We start from the raw sequence: 18,455 nt of genomic DNA, 5'->3' as shown, positions 1-18,455 counted from the left end.
AACCATTCAATACATGACCGAATTATTATTCTCCGGTTTGAGAGAGTGAGCGAATTATAAGTCATATATGAAGGGAAGATCATTTATTATATACCCGTCGTCTTTCAAGTTGCTTCTTGAAATCCATAGGGTATAAATTTTTATCTCGGCTTATATTTGTTTTTGTCGCGTTGATTTTTAATAATTGGAGGTATATTGCTTAAATTCAACCACGTTTCAAACTTTCACTCGGTGTTTCACCATAGCGTGCCTTATATTCTGCACTGAATCGTCCCATATGGGCGAATCCCCAACGCAGAGCGACTCCCGTGACATTGCTTGCTTCTCCTGCCAGTAGCTCTGTACGAACATGTTCCATGCGCAAGTCGCGTAAATATTGCATCGGGCTGATATCCAAAAATTCCCTGAAACCGGAATAGAGACTGCGAAGGCTGACTCCTGCCACTTGAGCAAGCTGTTCTACCGTAATAGGTTCATGGGCGTGAGCCTGTAAATATTCCTGCACTTTTCGTACATGTCGTGGGCGAATGGAACTGCGACGATTCGCGGGGGAACCGCTGTAATTATGCTGATGGGTGGACAGCAGGGTAACAGAAAGTAATTGCTCAATCTGACCAGTAATGAGTTTATATTGCAGAATATCAGGTAGTTGTGTCGTATATTCAAGCAGATAGAGCATCAGGCAGCGCCACGCTTGACAACGTTGCCATTCAAACCCCAGTTCAAATACCAGTGGTTTATCTAAAGGATGCCCCAATTGTCCAATAAGGGTTCTTTCCAGCAAAGTGCGGGAGATCCTGACCATAAACTGGTCATTATCAGTACTCCAGCGCATGGAGGTATGCTGATCCGGACTGAGGATGGATGCCAGATTTGGTGTTGAATCAAGGTGCTGACCACCGCTTTCAATACAGGCATTGCCTGATAACGGCATCTGAATAAGAAAAAAAGACTCCAGTGCGTTCGGATTGATTTCAACATTAGCCCCGTAACGCAGTCGGCTCATGGAAAAGTCCCCACATGGGATATAGTGCATTCTGGCATCCAGCTTCCGGCTGCTACCCAGTATATTTAGTTGATGGGGCTTCATCACCCGACCGACCATCGACTTTACTTCATCAAGATCATGGGATGAAAAAAGCAAATGTTCTGGAGAATTGAGGTGAGACGCTATTTGGGGTACTGCATATTTGGGGTCTGCGTACCTTGAATCAGGGTTTCTGGGATCAGAATAATAGTGAGACCACGGATTGCCCATCATTATTAGATACCTCTTTAAACATTTATTAAAGCTATACAGTTTCCTACTAGCAGTATCCACATTTTGCTTAAATGAAAGATATATGATTGTGAATATATTTATGATAAATCTTACTCATTATTAAGATAGTAATAAGTTTCAACTGCTCTCATCTCTATCTGTTTTGACTATTTTTTATCCGCTCTCTGCATGTTCTATCCAGACACTGCGTAAATCATAATGACATGACAAATCATGTATTGATCGATGATTCATACTCTTATTACATAATGCCCATACCTGTTTGTTTGGAGATCTTTTTTTAACAAACTGTAGCAAGACAGAAATGTGAGGCGATTGATCATGGCGGAACGATCATTTGTTAAAGAAGTGGAAAAATTACGTTTGGGTCAGGGGGAGCTTTTCCGTGGGGAAGGCATACTCGCTGTGACAAAAGCGTTGTTGGAATCAGGTGTTGCTTATGTTGCAGGTTATCAGGGTGCGCCCATTTCCCATCTGATGGATGTTCTGGCTGATGCGCAAGCGATCCTTTCCGAATATGGTATTCGTTTTGAAAACAGCGCCAGTGAAGCAACAGCCGCTGCCACGCTTGCTGCTTCTGTTAATTATCCATTACGCGGTGCTGTCACATTTAAGGCGACTGTAGGCACAAATGTTGCCTCAGATGCGTTGGCAAATCTGGCATCCGGTGGCGTTGTCGGCGGTACGCTGATTATTGTCGGCGAAGATTATGGTGAAGGCTCTTCCATTATGCAGGAGCGCAGCCATGCATTTGCGATGAAATCCCAGATCTGGTTGCTTGATCCGCGTCCCAACCTGCCTTCAATCGTGCAGGCAGTAAAAATGGGGTTTGAGTTGTCGGAAGCCAGCCATACACCAGTGATGTTGCAGATGCGTATCCGTGCTTGCCATGTGCACGGTCGGTTTGTTTGCGCAGATAATCGCGTATCAGCATTTAAAATAAAAGATGCACTGACAAATCCGGCGCGTGAGCTCAATCGGATTGTTTTGCCTCCTGCCAGTTTCTTACATGAGAAGGAGAAAATTCAGGAACGCTGGCCTGCTGCTGTGCGCTTTATTCAGCAGAAGGAATTGAACGAATTTTTTGCTGAAAGCGCTGATGACATAGGCATTGCTTTGCAGGGAGGATGTTATAACACCGTGATCAGAGCCCTAAATTTGTTAGGGCTGGCGGATGTGTTCGGTAACAGCCGGATTCCGCTATATGTCATGAACGTAGCATATCCGTTGATCGATGAGGAATTTGAACGCTTCTGTTATGGCAAACAGGCAATTTTAGTATTGGAAGAAGGGCAACCTAATTTTGTAGAACAAAATGTCGCCAATATACTACGGCAGCGTGATATTACCATTCGGTTACATGGTAAAGATTTACTGCCAATGGCAGGAGAATATGATACAGCCACTGTGTTGGCGGGAGTTCGTGCTTTCCTTGAACGTTACGGCAAGGTTGAAGCTGAAGTGTCAGTCGCTGCCTGTCAGGTGCGCATTCCGGCGGTTACTTTGCCTGCTGAGGATACATCAGATAAAGACTCATCAGACAAAGAATCGTCAGTTACAGAAAATAATGTGGTTCATGTCCGCCCACCCGGATTTTGTACGGGTTGCCCGGAGCGTCCGATCTTTACCGCTATGAAATTGGTAGAGCGGGAACTGGGGCAACATCATGTCAGTGCGGATATTGGTTGTCACCTGTTTGCCATCTTGCCTCCATTCAATTTGGGAAATACCACGATGGGATATGGGCTAAGTGCAGCGAGCGCAGCAGCATTGAGTGCGCCAGTTGTGGATAAGCGAGCGATTTCAGTGATGGGAGATGGGGGATTCTGGCACAACGGGTTGACGAGTGGCATTGCTAACAGTGTCTTTAATCGCAGTGACAATCTGACCATTATTGTGGACAACAGCTACACTTCTGCCACAGGTGGGCAGGATATTCCATCTTCAACTGCTTTCAACGCCAGTCGCAGTACGGGTCATGATATCGAAAAAGCGGTGAAAGGCGTTGGGGTGAAGTGGATACGCACGATCAAACATACCTATGACCTTAAAGCCATGATCCATACTCTGCGGGAAGCACTGACAACAAGTGAACAGGGGCCGAAAGTTGTAGTCGCACAGAGTGAATGTATGTTGAATAAACAGCGCCGTGAGAAAAAAAGGAATAAAGAGGCAATAGCAGCAGGACAACGAATAGTGCGTGAACGCTTTGGCGTTGATCCTGATACTTGTACAGGAGATCACTCTTGTATCCGTTTGTCTGGTTGTCCTTCACTGTCGATTAAGCCAAATCCTGATCCCTTGCGCACCGATCCAGTGGCAACAGTATTGAATAGCTGCGTGGGTTGTGGATTGTGCGGGGAAGTTTCCCACGTTGCGGTATTGTGCCCTTCTTTCTTTAAGGCCCGGATCATAACCAACCCCAACTACTGGGAGCGGTTGCTTCATCGTATTCGTAAAGGATTCATCAGTTATTTGCAACGTCGAGATGCTAAACGTCGTGAGCGATATGACGCTTAAAAGCCAAACCCTGTAAGCTCTAAGGGGAAATTATGTCTATGTCATCATCCATTCAGTCTCCGATTATGAAACCGAAAATCCAACCTATTAAAATTGCGATTTTGGCAATGGGAGGTGAGGGGGGTGGGGTACTGGCAGATTGGATCGTCAATTTGGGTGAAGAGCAGGGTTATTTTGCTCAGGCAACATCCGTACCCGGTGTCGCACAACGGACAGGGGCGACGATATATTATGTCGAACTGTTTCCCGGAGCAGATGATCCCGATGTTCCGGCTCCGGTACTGGCATTAATGCCAACGCCCGGTGATGTGGATATTGTACTGGCTTCTGAGCTAATGGAAGCCGGACGTGCAGTCCAGCGCGGTTTTGTGACGCCGGATCGTACTACGTTGATCACGTCAACTCACCGAGTATTCTCAATGGAGGAGAAAACAGCAATGGGTGATGGGCGTGTAGATAGTCATGCCCTGATCCAGCAATCACGACGGGCTGCGTTACGTTTTGTCCATTTTGACATGGCATGGATGGCAGAAAAGAGTGGCAGTGTGATGAGTGCTGTGTTGTTTGGGGTACTCTGTGGTACGGGGCTTTTGCCATTCAGTCGTATGCATTTTGAAAAAACGATTATCAAAGGAGGTGTGGGGGTAAAGCCTAGCCTGCAAGCATTTGGCTTGGGATTGAGCAGAGTACAGTCAGAAGAAGCAGACTACCGGCCTTGCTATCAGCATTCTCATCATGAGTATTCTCAATATGACCGCTTAAATCGTAATCGTTCCAGCCACAACCGTACCGATGACGAGAATATAAAAGCTTTTTTATTGCGTATTCGAAAAACATTGCCTTCTTCTGTCCATGAAATCGCTGCTGAAGCTGTCAGGCGTTTGGTGGATTATCAAGATCCGGCTTATGCCGATTTATATCTTGATAAATTACAGTATCTGACGGAGCAGACTGGAAAACATCATCAGCAACTACTGTATGAAACTGCCCGTCATCTGGCGCTGTGGATGACTTATGAAGACACCATTCGGGTGGCAGATCTGAAAATCAGGGCCAGACGGTTCGAGCGGGTTTACAAAGAAGTGGGGAAGCATAGTAAGCAGCTTGTTGAAATTAATGAATTCTTGCATCCCAGAATGGAAGAGATCTGTGACACCTTGCCCACCAATGTTGGCCGCTGGTTATCCCGTCCTCATTTTGTAAATCGGATGCTGACAAAACTATTCAGCCGCGGTCGTGTAATTACTACCAGTTCAATTTGGGGATTTTTATTGCTGTATACGCTGGCGGGTTTACGCCGTGTCCGCCGACGTACTCTGCGCTTTCAGCATGAAACCGAACGGATTGAAAATTGGTTGCAGCGGATCGTGATTGCAGTAAAACATGACCCGGCGTTGGCTGTGGAAATTGCTCTATGCCAGCAATTGATTAAAGGGTACGGTGATACCCACACCCGTGGGTTGCGCAATTTTCAAAGCCTGATGGGGATTATTGATCGTCATCTCGTTCATTTGTCTCCGGCCAACTTGCGACAACTGCGTGAGGCGGCATTAGCGGATGAAGATGGCAGACGATTACGTGAGTACCAACAGCATATTGAAGCCACTATTTTAGAACAACGTACTAAAACTAAAACGACGATATTAAAAGACAGTATTAAAACGACAACATTGAGGAGGAGTCACTGATGAGCCTGCTTAGATTTGTACAGCCTCATAAGATTCGATTTTCTGAATGTGATCCTGCGGGGATTGTTTTTTATCCTCAATATTTTGTGATGTTCAATAATTTGTTCGAAGACTGGTTCGATGAATTAACTTCAATCGGATATGCCAATTACATTGCTAAGCATCGCTTTGGTCTGCCAACTGTTCATTTAGAGGCAGAGTTTACAGCGATCAGCAGAATGGGAGATCAGGTTTGGCTGGAATTAAATGTTGAGCATATAGGCAAAAAATCACTGAAACTCCGCCAGCGTTGTATCAGCAGGAAAGGAGAATTAAGGATGAGTGTAGTTCAGACTTATGTGACGACATCACTGGATACTCATCAGGCCATCCCGATCCCTGATGAACTTTATTACTCATTAACTAAATTAATACCTTGATTAAAGCAATTACTTAACTAAAGCAATGCCTTAATTAAAACAATGCCTCAACTAGGTATAACCTTAACTCAATACCTTAACTGAATCCCTGAACTTATGCGCCGTGGCACAGGTATGGTGTAACAGGAGAGAAATCATGAACAAGAAAAATATGAACATCGTATGTATTGGCGGCGGGCCGGCGGGTTTGTATTTCGGTTTGCTAATGAAATTACAAAATCCTGATAACCGTGTTGTCGTGATTGAACGTAATCGTCCCTATGATACTTTTGGTTGGGGAGTGGTGTTTTCGGACGCAACATTGGAAAACCTGAATGCGGCAGATACAGTATCAGCCAGTGCCATTGGTGCAGAATTCAGCCGTTGGGAAAATATTGATATCCATTTCAAGGGAACGGTAAATCGTAGCGGCGGTCATGGATTTATCGGTATTGGCCGTAAAAAATTACTCAATATCCTGCAAGATCGCTGCCAGCAGTTGGGGGTTGAGTTGGTGTTCGAAGTACAAGTTAAGGACGAACAGGAAATCGCCCGAAGATACGATGCCGATTTGCTGATTGCTTCTGATGGGATCAACAGCCAAATCCGTATCCGCTATGCTGATGCTTTTGCACCTGATATTGATCAACGCCATTGCCGTTTTGTCTGGTTGGGAACCCGCAAAGTCTTTGATGCTTTTACATTTTTGTTTGTCGAAACAGAATATGGCTGGTTCCAGGTTCATGCCTACCAATTTCAGGAAGGGTTATCGACTTTTATCGTTGAAACTACAGAAGAAGCCTGGTTAGCGGCAGGTATCGATAAAATGTCACAGGAAGAGGGCATTGCCTACTGTGAAAAGATATTTGCACCGTGGCTGGATGGATATAAGTTGATATCCAATGCAGCGCACTTACGCGGAGCTGCTATTTGGATACGTTTTCCTCGTGTCATCTGTAATCATTGGGTGCATTGGATCAGGCCGGAGGGCGGTAACGGCAAAAATGTACCGATCGTGTTAATGGGGGATGCTGCCCACACCGCCCACTTTTCTATTGGCTCTGGGACAAAACTGGCATTAGAAGATGCGATTGAACTGACTAACAGTCTGAAAACGCATCAGGGAGATTTGTCTGCGGGCTTGTCACATTACCAGAAAGTACGCAGTGTGGAAGTGTTGAAAATCCAAAATGCGGCACGTAATTCCACGGAATGGTTTGAAAATGTAGCGCGCTATGAAGATTTTCCGCCGGAACAGTTTGCGTATTCTTTGCTGACACGTTCACAACGTATTTCTCATGAAAACCTAAGATTGAGGGACAAAACATGGCTGGAAAGTTATGAACGTTGGTTTAATCAGCAGCCTGACCAACAGTCTCCCTTAACTCCACCAATATTGACACCTTATTCGGTGCGGGGAGTCACCCTGAAAAATCGAGTCGTGGTTTCTCCTACCCTACTGTATAAGGCCGTGGATGGCATACCGGGATTATTTCATCAGGTCCATCTTGGCAGCAGAGCATTGGGCGGTGTGGGGTTGGTGATCGCCGAAATGACAGCAATTTCACCACAGGCGCGTGTGACTCCTGCGTGCACAGGATTGTGGAATGATCAACAAGTGCAGGGATGGAAGTTGATCACCCATTTTATTCATCAGAACACAGATACCCTGATAGGTATTCAATTGGGACATGCCGGGCGACGAGGTTCGACCCAACGGGGATGGGAACAGTCTGACCATCCGTTACCGGAAGGAAACTGGCCTCTGGTGTCGGCATCGGCTGTGCCTTATTTATCAGAGATTTCACAAATTCCGGCAGCGATTACCAGGGCACAAATGAGTGAGGTTATTGCACAGTTTGTCGCGGCAACCCGCCGGGCTATTGATGCGGGCTTTGACTGGCTGGAAATTCAGGCTGCCCACGGTTATCTGCTTTCCAGTTTTATTTCACCGATAACTAACCTGCGTGATGATGAATATGGCGGTTCATTGGAAAATCGACTTCGTTTCCCGTTAGCTGTTTTTAAAGCGGTACGTGATGTCTGGCCGGCTGATTTGCCGATATCTGTGCGCATCTCTGCCACCGATTGGGTTGAAGGAGGAACTGGCATTGATGAAGCTGTCTTGATTGCCCGGCACTTCCACAATGCGGGGGTGGATATGGTGGATTGTTCCACAGGGGAAGTTTCTGCTAAACAACGGCCGGTTTACGGGCGCATGTATCAGACTCCGATGGCTGATCGTATTCGTAATGAGGGCAATGTGCCGGTTATCGCGGTTGGTGAGATTACAGACGCTGATCAAATCAACGGAATTATTGCTTCTGGCCGTGCCGATCTCTGTGCTTTATCACGTCCATTTTTATCCGATGCGGCCTGGTTGCTACATGAATGTGCCAAATATGGCTGGACAAACGTCGATTGGCCGAAACCTTATCTTTACGGCAAACAGCAACTGGAACGCCAATTGATGCAGATACAGAGAGGTATTCAATAGGTCTCAGGTTAGCTTTCAAATCACAGTTACCATCCGTACAGGAGATAGCCATGTCTCAACAAGAAAATATTCAATCACATGATCAATACCGGGAAAATATTATCGGTCGCGCTAATGTCGCCGATAACCCTGAACTGCTGGCTTATTACCAAGAACTGGAGAAACACAGAACAGGCGCACTTTGGACAATCGCTAATAAAATTGAACCGTGGCAACCGAAATCCGCGTCGGTTCCGGTACTTTGGCGTTATAGCGTTCTGCGTGAACATGTTCTGAAATCTGCGGATTTGGTTACACCAGAAAAAGCGGGGCGTCGTGTGGTCTATCTAAATAATACTGGAGATCCGCGTTCATCCAGTGCCGTGGGGCTGCTTTATTCCGGGATTCAGACTATGCGGCCGGGAGAAGCGGCATCAGCCCATGCTCATTCCTCTTCTGCTCTACGTTTTATTATGGAAGGACGCGGAGCTTATACCATTGTTAATGGGCAGAAAATGCCGCTGGAAGCGAATGATTTTGTTTTGACCCCAGGTGGGACATGGCATGAACATGGCGTTGATCCTGATGGTTCACAATGTATCTGGCAGGACGGTCTGGATATTCCGTTGGTCAATGTACTGGAAGCCGGCTTTTATAAGGTACATCCTGACTTACGTCAGGCGGTAACAGAACCTGTGGATGCTTCTGTTGCTCTTTGGGGAGCACCGGCCTTGCGTCCGCAAAATATCGGTTGGAATAAACCTTATTCTCCGTTGTTCAAATACCAATGGGAGCCAACCTATGCAGCACTGCAACGTCATGCCCGCGTTTCAGAAGGTTCGCCCTTTGATGACATTTTGATGCACTACACTAATCCGCTGACCGGGGGGCATGTGATGCCAACTCTTGGTGCCAGTATGCAGCTATTACGCCCCGGATTTGTTGGTAAAGCGCACAGGCATACTGGTAGTTTCATCTATCAGGTAGCGAAAGGACAGGGCTACTCTGTGATTGATGGTCAGCGGTTTGACTGGCAGGTGCGAGATATTTTCTGTGTTCCTTCATGGGCGCTGCATGAACATGTCAATACATCACAAACGGAAGACGCCTGTTTATTCTGTTTCAATGACCTGCCAGTGATACAGGCATTACAGTTGTATTACGAAGAAGCCCTGACCGATAACGACGGACATCAACGAGTAGGAGGAGAAAGATGCGTTTAATCACTTATCGTACCGAAATCACTGCTGCTGCACGATTGGGGGCAATTGTAAATAATCATGTAGTGGATTTGGCAAAATTAGCCGCTCATGCCGGAAGTGTTTTACCGGATAATATGCTGGACTTTATCGAATTGGGGCCATTGGCCGTAAACAGTACAGCCATATTGTTAAATTCGTTTGAAGGTCTATGGCCAACCGGTGTGACCCGGCCATTAGAGAATGTAAAAATTCTGGCTCCCATTCCCCGCCCGCGCAAAAACATTTTCGGCATTGGCCTGAATTATGTTGAACATGTTGAGGAATCCAGTCTGTCTCTTGATACAGCAAAAGATCTGCCGAAAGAACCGATTATTTTTTCTAAGCCGCCAACCACAATCATTGGTCCGGGGGATGCAATTGAACACAATCGTGAAATCACCCGGCAATTGGATTGGGAAGTGGAGTTAGCCGTGATCATCGGGCAGCGTGCGAAGGGCGTCCCAGAGTCTGACGCACTGAAATATGTCTTTGGTTATAGTTTGATTATCGACATGAGCGCTCGTGATTGTCGCCGTGCCGGGCAGTGGATCTACTCTAAAGGTCAGGATACTTATGCACCTTTTGGCCCTTGCATTGTTACTGCTGATGACATTCCCGACCCGCATAATCTTGCTTTGCGTCTGAAAGTTAATGGTGTGACTAAGCAGGATTCCAATACTCATCATATGTTATTCAAGGTTAATGCTTTGATCGCAGATATCAGCAAGGGGATTACACTGGAGCCGGGAGATATCATTGCGACAGGAACGCCATCAGGTGTTGGGGCAGGACGCGATCCGCAGGAATGGCTATGGCCGGGGGATGTCATTGAAGCACATCTTGAGAAAATAGGTGATTTGCGCCACCCCGTTATTGCTGTGTAATTTTTCCGATAGACGAAAGAAAACAGGAGCCTGATATGCTGAATCTTCCTAAATTCAAGGCAGCTACGGTACAGGCTGCGCCGATCTTTCTGGATACGGAAGCGACAGTTGATCTCGTTTGTCAGCTTATCCAGGAGGCGGCAAATAATGATGCCAGTCTGGTGGCTTTTCCTGAAGTGTTTATTGCGGGGTATCCCTATTGGAACTGGATAATGACGCCCGTTCAGGGCAGCCCGTGGTTTGAAAAATTGTGCAAATCTGCCATTGAAGTGCCAGGGGCTGAGATCCATAAAATCGCTCAGGCCGCTGCTCGTCATCATATCAATGTTGTGATTGGCGTGAATGAGCGTAGTCCCACAGGTATTGCAACACTCTATAACACGCTGGTGACTATTTCTGATGACGGGCGTATTTTGGGGCGCCATCGTAAACTGGTCCCGACATGGGCTGAAAAACTGACATGGGCGAATGGTGATGCTTCTTCATTAAAAGTACATGATACGAGTATTGGCCCACTGGGGGTGCTGGCCTGTGGTGAGAATACCAATCCGTTGGCACGTTTTGCTTTATTATCTCAGGGAGAGCTGGTACATGTTGCCAGTTATATCTCCCTGCCTGTTGCACCAGCAGATTATGATATGGCTGAGGCGATCCGTTTACGTGCGGCGGCGCATTGCTTTGAAGGTAAAGTTTTTACCCTCGTTTCTTGTTCCACTATTTCCCCGGAAATCGCACAGGCTATGATAGCCAGCCATCCCGAAGCTGAACAATTGCTGGCACGTCCTAATAGTGCGTTTACGGGAATTATCGGGCCGGATGGACGTGTGATGGGTCATCCCCTGATTGATAAAGAAGGAATTGTCTATGCGGAAATTGATCTGAACCGTTGTATTCAACCCCGCCAGATGCACGACATAACAGGGCATTACAACCGTTTTGATATTTTTGATTTGAAAGTGAATCGCCGTGCTACGAATGCGATCCAGTTTATTGATTCATGGGATCAGGCTGATTCTAATCTGTGTGCTGATTGGGTTAATCCCACACAAGAGGATCGCTTATGAGTGAACAGCGTAACTTTCGGGTCGGGCTGATTGTGCCTTCGTCAAATACTACTATGGAAACGGAAATTCCCGCTATTCTGCGCACGCGAGAAATGATCACCCCTGAACGTTTTACCTTTCATTCCAGCCGCATGAGAATGAAAACGGTCAGAAAAGATGAACTGGCATTAATGGATGCAGATAGTGATCGCTGTGCATTAGAATTGTCGGATGCGTCAGTGGATATCGTGGGATATGCCTGTCTGGTAGCCATTATGAGCATGGGGAAAGGATACCATCGAATTTCGGAAAAACGTCTTCATCTACGGACACTGGAAAATGGTTATCCGGCTCCGGTTGTCACAAGCGCAGGAGCATTAGTGAACGGGCTTCACGCTTTGGCAGCGAAACGGATCTCTATATTGACACCTTATATGAAGCCATTGACCCAATTGGTGATTGATTACATCGAAAATGAGGGCATTGAAGTCATTGATAGTATCTCGTTGGAAATCGCGGATAACCTCGCTGTCGGGCGACAAGATCCTCTTGCACCAGTGGAAATTACTAAGCGCTTGAACAGTAATGTCGATGTTATTGTTGCTTCTGCCTGCGTACAAATGCCTTCATTGGCATCAGTACCTTTGATCGAGGCGCGTGTGGGAGTACCTGTTATCTCCGCATCTGTGGCAACGACTTATATGATACTGAAACAGCTTGGGTTAGGTACATTCGCTCCGGGATTTGGTTCACTGTTATCTTGAATAGATACCCGTGACTTAAACTGGCCAGCAAAGTGAGAAGGGGCAGGCAAATAAAATGTAGGTATTCGGATATAATAGTGAAAGATTATTAATATCCTGGATATATACCCTATGGTTTTTCAGAATGCAGCTAACAAAACTGCAATTGAGAAGATGACGGGTATAGCAGTTTAACCAAAGGCCTGCATATGACGCGCTACGAACAACTGGCAGTAACGATCCGCCAACAGATAGAGGATGACATTTGGCAAGTGGGGGACAGGCTGCCATCACTGCGGGAATCGGTGAAATCGTCGGGATTAAGTTTGATGACGGTGCTGCAAGCCTATCAATTACTGGAAAGTCAGGGCTGGATCGTGGCACGTCCGCAATCAGGCTATTATGTTGCCCCGCGGATAAAACCATTTGCAGCGGCAAAAGGGGGAAAGAAACTGAATCTGAGTGAAAATGTGGAGATTAGTGCCTCAATTTTTGATGTCTTGCAAGCGTGTAAAGATCCACAAATCGTTCCTTTTGGTTCCGCATTTCCTGATCCTTCCTTATTGGTAGAACCCAGATTAGCCAAAACACTGGCGTCAGTCGCTCGTCGCTTTGTTCCCCACAGTTCATTGGCTAATTTACCTCCGGGAAATGAACGATTGAGGCGTAATATATCCCGCCGTTATGCCGCACAAGGTATCCATGTTTCTCCTGATGAAATTGTGATCACAGCAGGCGCAATGGAATCGTTGAGTTTCAGCTTACAGTCAGCGACTTCCCCCGGAGATTGGGTCGTGATTGAGTCACCGGCTTTTTATGGCGCATTACAGGCTATAGAGCGTTTACGTTTGAAAGCCATTGCCATAAAAACGGATCCAAAAACAGGTATTGATTTGGATGTACTGGAAGAAGTTGTTGGTAAATATGAAATAAAAGCTTGCTGGCTGATGTCCCGATTTCAGAACCCATTGTGTGTCAGTATGCCGACAGAAAATAAACAGCGATTAGTTGAAATTCTGAACCGAAGCGGCATTATCCTGATTGAAGATGATGTTTATGGCGAACTCTATTTTGATCAGGACCCGCTGATGCCAATCAAAGCATGGGATAAGGAAAATAATTTCATGCACTGTGCATCCTTTTCAAAATGTCTCGCTCCCGGATATCGCGTCGGATGGGTAGCTGCGGGAAAACATGCGATAAAGATCCAACAATTGCAGATGATGAGCACCGTTTCAGCCAGTATCCCCACACAGTTGGCGATTGCGGAATACCTGACTCAGGGAGGATATGATACCCATATACGGCGGTTGCGGCGTCAATTGGAGCAAAGACAACTTCAAATGCTGCGGGCAGTCAGTGGATATTTCCCTCAGTCGGTCAAAGTTAACAGCACGCGTGGTGGTTATTTTATCTGGCTGGAATTCGAACCGCCTTTCAATGCTAATCGGTTATATCAACTGGCGCTGGCTAAAGGCATCAGTATTGCGCCCGGCAGCATGTTTTCCACCAGCTCTCAGTTTGATCACGCTTTCCGGTTGAATACCTCATTTGCATGGAATGAAACTCAGGCGGCAGCCATGAAAACATTGGGAAGTTTGTGTCATATGTTATTAAAGGAATACGGGTAATTAATCACATTTTAATTGTTTCTTGGTTGCGGCAAGAAAAATTATTTGCGAAGTTTACAATTGGACATTTATTGCCTCTTCAGGTGTAAGTAGAACAGTAAGGGTAGTGAAAGGAGAGCATGAGAATGAAATGTTTCGATTATGCAACGTTACCAAGAGAACAATGGGCTGGAGGGATCGGGGAAGTAAGGGATATTGTTTGCTGGCCGGTTGCTGATGATTTCGCTTGGCGTGCTTGCTTCACATCTATTCATCAAAATGGGGCACTGGGGCAATTTCCTGATATTGATCGCTCCATCGTATTATTGAAGGGAAAAGGCATCCGTTTAACCAGCCCAGGTTTTCTGGAACATGAGCTGGTGAACAAAATGACCCCTTTCCATTTTTCCGGTGATATTCGGGGGCATGTTGAACTGTTGGATGGAGCTGTTCAATGCTTCAATATCCTGATCTGCCGTTCTTCCTGGGTTTCTGAAATTTCTGTGGTGACTGCTGAACGCCGCTTACCGACATCTCACAGCGGAGTGTTGTATGTTCTGAAAGGGCGTTGGGAAATGATCGGCACAAATTCTGTTCAGCTTGCTTTTGGGCAAGGTGCATGGTGGTTGCCAGAGGATATACGGGAAGGGGCGATTAAACCGTTAGTTGCTGATAGCCAGTTATTGTGGGTGGATTTATACCCGAATGAGTAAATATTAATGAATTTATCATTAAATCTAGTTTGGCAATATTAATTTGAACTGAAGTCATTATTAATAAGCCCCTTTTCAGGGGCTATATTAAAATCACCCACTATACAAATTTGTTTTCACTTTATTTGTTGTGAGGAAATTCTTCTAAATAGAAATTAAAGTGATAACTGCTGGCTTTTTCAAACCGCATATAGGGAGGTATTGTCTCATAAGTAACAATATCAAGGTCAGTGCCATTATATTTAAAATAAACAGCACCATTAGTTACCACGATATTCTGATCATTAAATACGGCCACGGAGGTAACATATAGTTGCCCATCTTTTGGTATTAGGCCAACGACTTCATAGTCGCCATTTGAATAACAGTTTACAGCATCAGGAATGGTATAAGTTTGGATATTTGCCCTAAATACTTGATCTATTCCTGATTCGTTAATCAATTTTATTGCCAGCAAATCACGGTTTGATGGAGATACAATAAACTTTGACAAACCTTGAATATCACTAATATCAGCCTGACTTGTATCCCATTCGCGATAAATTTGTCCTGCTTGACTATCACTGCCATGCCGCCAGGCAAAAACTATTGACTCCAGGCCAACTTCGACAGAAAGAAACTTATCATTTAGTGGAGTGCCTATTAAATTTACTTCTGTACTATTTTCTGGATATTGATAAGAGCTACCCGTGTAATTTTTTTGGGTGTAAAATATAGCGCCATTGGCGAGCTGAGTTTTAGACATAATAGATATTCTCCTTACGTTTATTCCAACAATGTCAAACTAGAATAAGGAGAAGAAATTATGTGTCAAGGTGGTGAATAACTCTTATATTGAGACATGGTTTTAAAAAAGATTTGCTTAAATTTAGATGTGTGAAAATTAATAAATGAGAGCATTTTTATTTATCAAGGTTTGATTTTATTTAATCTCTATAATATTTATTTTCTTAATAGCATTCCAGATAAATTATTATCATAAACCTTGATGAAAATGATATATCTAAAAAAAATTTAGTTATTTTAGGGGCATTGTGACCATGTCGGTAAGCGCATGGTGAGTTTACCGTGCGCTTACTTCTGAACAGCTCAGCGCTTAAATTGTTTCAAAATATTGTCTTACAATTTCTCTGCCAATTTCAAACGATGCCGTAGCGGCAGGCGAGGGAGCATTGCAAACGTGCAGTGAGCGATGGCCCTTCACAAAGTGAAAATCATCTACCAGTTTGCCATCAACTGTTAATGCCTGGGCACGAACACCCGCTGGCCCCGGTATGATATCTTCGGGCTGTAAATCAGGAATGAGCTGACGGGCATTGTCAGTAAAGCGCTGGCGTGAATAGGAACGGCGTATTTCTGCCAGGCCTTCACCAAAATAGCGTGTGGCAATTTTCCAGAATCCTTTGTAAGTCAGTATTTCCGTCAGATCCCGCAGGCTGAAATCTGTTTTATGATAGCCTTCACGCTTAAATGCCAATACTGCATTAGGGCCAACATCCCGTTTGCCATTATGCATGCGTGTGAAATGGACACCTAAAAACGGAAAATCAGGGTTGGGAACAGGGTAAATCAAGTGATTGACCAAATAGTTTTTACTGCTATCCAAGACATAATATTCACCACGGAATGGTACAATCTTCATACCAGTATCATAACCCGCCAGCTCAGCAATCCTGTCGCTATGTAGTCCGGCACAGTTCACCAGCCATTTGGCTTGATAACCGCGTTGTTGAGTCTGTACCTCAACATAACCACTATGTTCACGGATAGCTTTTACCCGTTGTTGGCAGTGAATATCTCCGCCTCTGGTTTGTATGATCTCAGCCAGTTTTGCTGCAATTTCCTGATAATTCACGATCCCTGTATCCTGCACCAGAATGGCTTCCAGGCCGTTGACATAAGGCTCACGTTCTTTCAAAGCAGCTTGTGATAACCGACTGACATTAAGATCATTTTGTAAACCGCGTTGATAAATATTTTCCAATAAAAGGAGTTCTTTTAATTGAGTTGCAACAATAACTTTGCCGCAGCGGTCGTAATATAAGCCATGTTCTTGGCAAAACTGATATATCGTTTGATTGCCTTTTTTCGCCAGACGCGCTTTCAGACTGTCGGGGGTGTAGTAAATACCAGAATGGACAACATTGCTATTACGACCACTCTGATGAGCAGCCACATTCTTTTCTTTATCCAATACTAGCAGGAGTAAGTGTGGATGATGTTCTTGCAGGGCATTGGCAGTACCAAGCCCGACTAATCCTGCACCAATAATAATCACGTCATACATTTTTACTTTGCCTCTTTAATTGTTTTTTCTCAATTGGCTCCAAAGTCATGCTTGCTGCTATTGTCCGGTAATGCTGTCCGGTATTGTTTATAGCGCAGGAGATGAATACTACCTGATAACACAATCAGCATTATTCCCACTAAATCTGTCCATATACCCGGTTTGATTAAAAGAATAGCGGCAATAGTGAAGATAACTCTTTCCAGCCAATGGGGCCTAATCATCCAGGGGTTGGAGATTGCGATAGAAAGAGAGTAAATACCAATTAATGCCATCATTATCATGTAAAGAATGGACAGCACATTCAAGTCACTGCCTTGCATCAATAATGTGGGGTTGTATACCAAAATAAAAGGGATGATAAAGACAGCCGGACAACATCCCATATATATGTGGTCAAAACCACCGATAGCCGTACCTGAACAATCTGATGGGGGCTTTACAGCCCTAATTCCAGTCCCATAGAGCGATTATGGGAATATTATGAATGAATAGAACTTGCTTCTCGGTTTACTGATAAATTTCAGATTTTGAAACCTGCATCTTCAAATTAGACAGGTATATTACGAGTATACATAAACGCTGACTATTCAAAAAAATTAATAAGATTTGTAAAAAATGATACTTAGACATTATAGATAAACAGTTACATTATAGTGTCAAAATGTGTCACACAGGAAAGTAATATGTTACAAATATTAGCGACTCAAACATCTCGCTTGGAACTGACTGAAAGTATTATTGCAGCTAAACTTGCTAAAAATCTTTCATGGGAAGAAATTGCAAATGGTACAGGAATGAATGTTGCTTTTGTGACGGCGGCTTTACTTGGACAACATCCGTTGCCTATAGAGGCAGCAAAGAAAGTTGTTGAACAATTAGGTCTTACAGATGATGCGGTAAAGCTTCTACAGGCAGTCCCTATGCGAGGTTCAATTCCAACAGGAGTACCAACTGATCCAACGATTTATCGTTTCTATGAAATGTTGCAAGTATATGGAACAACATTAAAAGCATTAATACATGAACAATTTGGTGATGGTGTTATTAGCGCAATTGACTTTAGGTTAGATATTAAGAAAGTCGAAGATCCAGAAGGCGGAAGTCGGGCAGTAATAACTTTAGATGGTAAATATTTACCTACTAAACCTTTCTGATGATGAGCTTTTAGAAATAAGTCAGCATCATTTTATGAAGTTGGCTTATTGATTAATATGATTTTTTTAAGTTTATAAAGAAGTTGTGTAATTTGTAGTTAAAGTACACACTAACTTGCATATTTTTCATTTAGCAGGGTACTGCCTGATAACACGAGATATTCTTAATAGGTAATAAGGTATTTGAAATATAGAGAGTAGAGATTGATATCACAATCATAAAATTAATAGTTTATTCATTTATTTTTGTAGAAGTTTGAACCAAATCATGTCTTTATTCAACATCATTAATTTCATCGTTAATGACTCTTTTTCATAGTAAAAACATTTCATATTGGAACACGGAAGTTATTGAAAGAATCAATCAGGCAAATTCAAAAATAATGATAATGAATTCCTAAAGTTGTTATTCA

Annotated in this window: 15 protein-coding genes; 11 read left to right on the top strand and 4 right to left on the bottom strand. The window is 44.3% G+C overall.

From position 1 onward, the window contains the following. Positions 1-205: 205 nt before the first annotated feature. Positions 206-1,261, bottom strand: a complete 1,056-nt coding sequence (locus tag ABLA85_RS08290) for an AraC family transcriptional regulator (protein ID WP_367963036.1) — start codon at positions 1,259-1,261, stop codon at positions 206-208. Positions 1,262-1,603: 342 nt separating this feature from the next. On the opposite strand from ABLA85_RS08290, the gene ABLA85_RS08285 reads away from it, so the two are divergent. From ABLA85_RS08285 to ABLA85_RS08240, 10 genes are all read left to right on the top strand, one after another. Continuing rightward, on the top strand, positions 1,604-3,802 hold the full coding sequence (locus tag ABLA85_RS08285) for a thiamine pyrophosphate-dependent enzyme (protein WP_367963034.1): 2,199 nt from the start codon (positions 1,604-1,606) through the stop codon (positions 3,800-3,802). A 32-nt stretch (positions 3,803-3,834) separates the two neighbouring features. Then, a complete protein-coding gene (locus ABLA85_RS08280) occupies positions 3,835-5,490 on the top strand; it encodes an indolepyruvate oxidoreductase subunit beta family protein (RefSeq protein WP_367963033.1) in 1,656 nt (551 codons plus the stop codon). Next, positions 5,490-5,909 (top strand): acyl-CoA thioesterase, encoded by a 420-nt coding sequence (locus ABLA85_RS08275; protein ID WP_367963031.1) that lies wholly within the window; start codon positions 5,490-5,492, stop codon positions 5,907-5,909. Before ABLA85_RS08280 ends, ABLA85_RS08275 begins: the two co-directional genes overlap by 1 nt. A gap of 136 nt (positions 5,910-6,045) precedes the next feature. After that, positions 6,046-8,385 (top strand): bifunctional salicylyl-CoA 5-hydroxylase/oxidoreductase, encoded by a 2,340-nt coding sequence (locus ABLA85_RS08270; RefSeq protein WP_367963029.1) that lies wholly within the window; start codon positions 6,046-6,048, stop codon positions 8,383-8,385. A 50-nt stretch (positions 8,386-8,435) separates the two neighbouring features. Continuing rightward, complete coding sequence (locus tag ABLA85_RS08265) at positions 8,436-9,587, top strand: cupin domain-containing protein (protein ID WP_367963027.1); 1,152 nt, start codon at positions 8,436-8,438, stop codon at positions 9,585-9,587. Then, positions 9,578-10,489 carry a fumarylacetoacetate hydrolase family protein gene (locus ABLA85_RS08260; RefSeq protein WP_367963025.1) on the top strand — a complete coding sequence of 304 codons (912 nt, stop codon included), beginning with the start codon at positions 9,578-9,580 and terminating at the stop codon, positions 10,487-10,489. Before ABLA85_RS08265 ends, ABLA85_RS08260 begins: the two co-directional genes overlap by 10 nt. A 35-nt stretch (positions 10,490-10,524) precedes the next feature. Next, positions 10,525-11,553 (top strand): carbon-nitrogen hydrolase family protein, encoded by a 1,029-nt coding sequence (locus ABLA85_RS08255; RefSeq protein WP_367963024.1) that lies wholly within the window; start codon positions 10,525-10,527, stop codon positions 11,551-11,553. Further along, complete coding sequence (locus ABLA85_RS08250; RefSeq protein ID WP_367963022.1) at positions 11,550-12,296, top strand: Asp/Glu racemase; 747 nt, start codon at positions 11,550-11,552, stop codon at positions 12,294-12,296. Before ABLA85_RS08255 ends, ABLA85_RS08250 begins: the two co-directional genes overlap by 4 nt. A gap of 188 nt (positions 12,297-12,484) precedes the next feature. Then, positions 12,485-13,906 (top strand): PLP-dependent aminotransferase family protein, encoded by a 1,422-nt coding sequence (locus ABLA85_RS08245; protein ID WP_367963019.1) that lies wholly within the window; start codon positions 12,485-12,487, stop codon positions 13,904-13,906. A gap of 125 nt (positions 13,907-14,031) precedes the next feature. Continuing rightward, positions 14,032-14,598: a HutD family protein gene (locus ABLA85_RS08240; RefSeq protein ID WP_367963017.1), complete on the top strand. Its 567-nt coding sequence runs from the start codon at positions 14,032-14,034 to the stop codon at positions 14,596-14,598. A gap of 121 nt (positions 14,599-14,719) precedes the next feature. On the opposite strand, the gene ABLA85_RS08235 is transcribed toward ABLA85_RS08240, so the two are convergent. The 3 genes from ABLA85_RS08235 to ABLA85_RS08225 all read right to left on the bottom strand — a co-directional run bounded on the left by ABLA85_RS08235 (position 14,720) and on the right by ABLA85_RS08225 (position 17,271). After that, positions 14,720-15,343 (bottom strand): beta/gamma crystallin domain-containing protein, encoded by a 624-nt coding sequence (locus tag ABLA85_RS08235; RefSeq protein ID WP_367963015.1) that lies wholly within the window; start codon positions 15,341-15,343, stop codon positions 14,720-14,722. A 351-nt stretch (positions 15,344-15,694) separates the two neighbouring features. Then, a complete protein-coding gene (gene lhgO, locus ABLA85_RS08230; protein ID WP_367963012.1) occupies positions 15,695-16,885 on the bottom strand; it encodes an L-2-hydroxyglutarate oxidase in 1,191 nt (396 codons plus the stop codon). Positions 16,886-16,914: 29 nt separating this feature from the next. Beyond that, positions 16,915-17,271: a hypothetical protein gene (locus ABLA85_RS08225; RefSeq protein WP_367963010.1), complete on the bottom strand. Its 357-nt coding sequence runs from the start codon at positions 17,269-17,271 to the stop codon at positions 16,915-16,917. A 300-nt stretch (positions 17,272-17,571) separates the two neighbouring features. Here ABLA85_RS08225 and cynS point away from each other — a divergent pair, with 300 nt between their 5' ends. Next, positions 17,572-18,042 carry a cyanase gene (gene cynS, locus ABLA85_RS08220; RefSeq protein WP_367963008.1) on the top strand — a complete coding sequence of 157 codons (471 nt, stop codon included), beginning with the start codon at positions 17,572-17,574 and terminating at the stop codon, positions 18,040-18,042. Positions 18,043-18,455: the final 413 nt, after the last annotated feature.

Source organism: Xenorhabdus sp. SGI246 (assembly GCF_040838225.1).
In the GTDB taxonomy this organism is placed as follows: domain Bacteria; phylum Pseudomonadota; class Gammaproteobacteria; order Enterobacterales; family Enterobacteriaceae; genus Xenorhabdus; species Xenorhabdus indica.
Note: the sequence above shows the minus strand (reverse complement) of the source record. Positions and strands in the feature narration are given on the sequence as shown.

Excerpts from the sequence above, each read along its gene's own strand:
- ABLA85_RS08270 (WP_367963029.1), top strand. The coding sequence starts at position 6,046 with ATGAACAAGAAAAATATGAACATCGTATGTATTGGCGGCGGGCCGGCG.
- ABLA85_RS08235 (WP_367963015.1), bottom strand. The coding sequence starts at position 15,343 with ATGTCTAAAACTCAGCTCGCCAATGGCGCTATATTTTACACCCAAAAA.
- ABLA85_RS08280 (WP_367963033.1), top strand. The coding sequence starts at position 3,835 with ATGTCTATGTCATCATCCATTCAGTCTCCGATTATGAAACCGAAAATC.
- ABLA85_RS08250 (WP_367963022.1), top strand. The coding sequence starts at position 11,550 with ATGAGTGAACAGCGTAACTTTCGGGTCGGGCTGATTGTGCCTTCGTCA.
- ABLA85_RS08285 (WP_367963034.1), top strand. The coding sequence starts at position 1,604 with ATGGCGGAACGATCATTTGTTAAAGAAGTGGAAAAATTACGTTTGGGT.
- ABLA85_RS08260 (WP_367963025.1), top strand. The coding sequence starts at position 9,578 with ATGCGTTTAATCACTTATCGTACCGAAATCACTGCTGCTGCACGATTG.
- lhgO (WP_367963012.1), bottom strand. The coding sequence starts at position 16,885 with ATGTATGACGTGATTATTATTGGTGCAGGATTAGTCGGGCTTGGTACT.
- ABLA85_RS08245 (WP_367963019.1), top strand. The coding sequence starts at position 12,485 with ATGACGCGCTACGAACAACTGGCAGTAACGATCCGCCAACAGATAGAG.
- ABLA85_RS08265 (WP_367963027.1), top strand. The coding sequence starts at position 8,436 with ATGTCTCAACAAGAAAATATTCAATCACATGATCAATACCGGGAAAAT.
- cynS (WP_367963008.1), top strand. The coding sequence starts at position 17,572 with ATGTTACAAATATTAGCGACTCAAACATCTCGCTTGGAACTGACTGAA.
- ABLA85_RS08290 (WP_367963036.1), bottom strand. The coding sequence starts at position 1,261 with ATGATGGGCAATCCGTGGTCTCACTATTATTCTGATCCCAGAAACCCT.
- ABLA85_RS08275 (WP_367963031.1), top strand. The coding sequence starts at position 5,490 with ATGAGCCTGCTTAGATTTGTACAGCCTCATAAGATTCGATTTTCTGAA.
- ABLA85_RS08240 (WP_367963017.1), top strand. The coding sequence starts at position 14,032 with ATGAAATGTTTCGATTATGCAACGTTACCAAGAGAACAATGGGCTGGA.
- ABLA85_RS08225 (WP_367963010.1), bottom strand. The coding sequence starts at position 17,271 with ATGGGATGTTGTCCGGCTGTCTTTATCATCCCTTTTATTTTGGTATAC.
- ABLA85_RS08255 (WP_367963024.1), top strand. The coding sequence starts at position 10,525 with ATGCTGAATCTTCCTAAATTCAAGGCAGCTACGGTACAGGCTGCGCCG.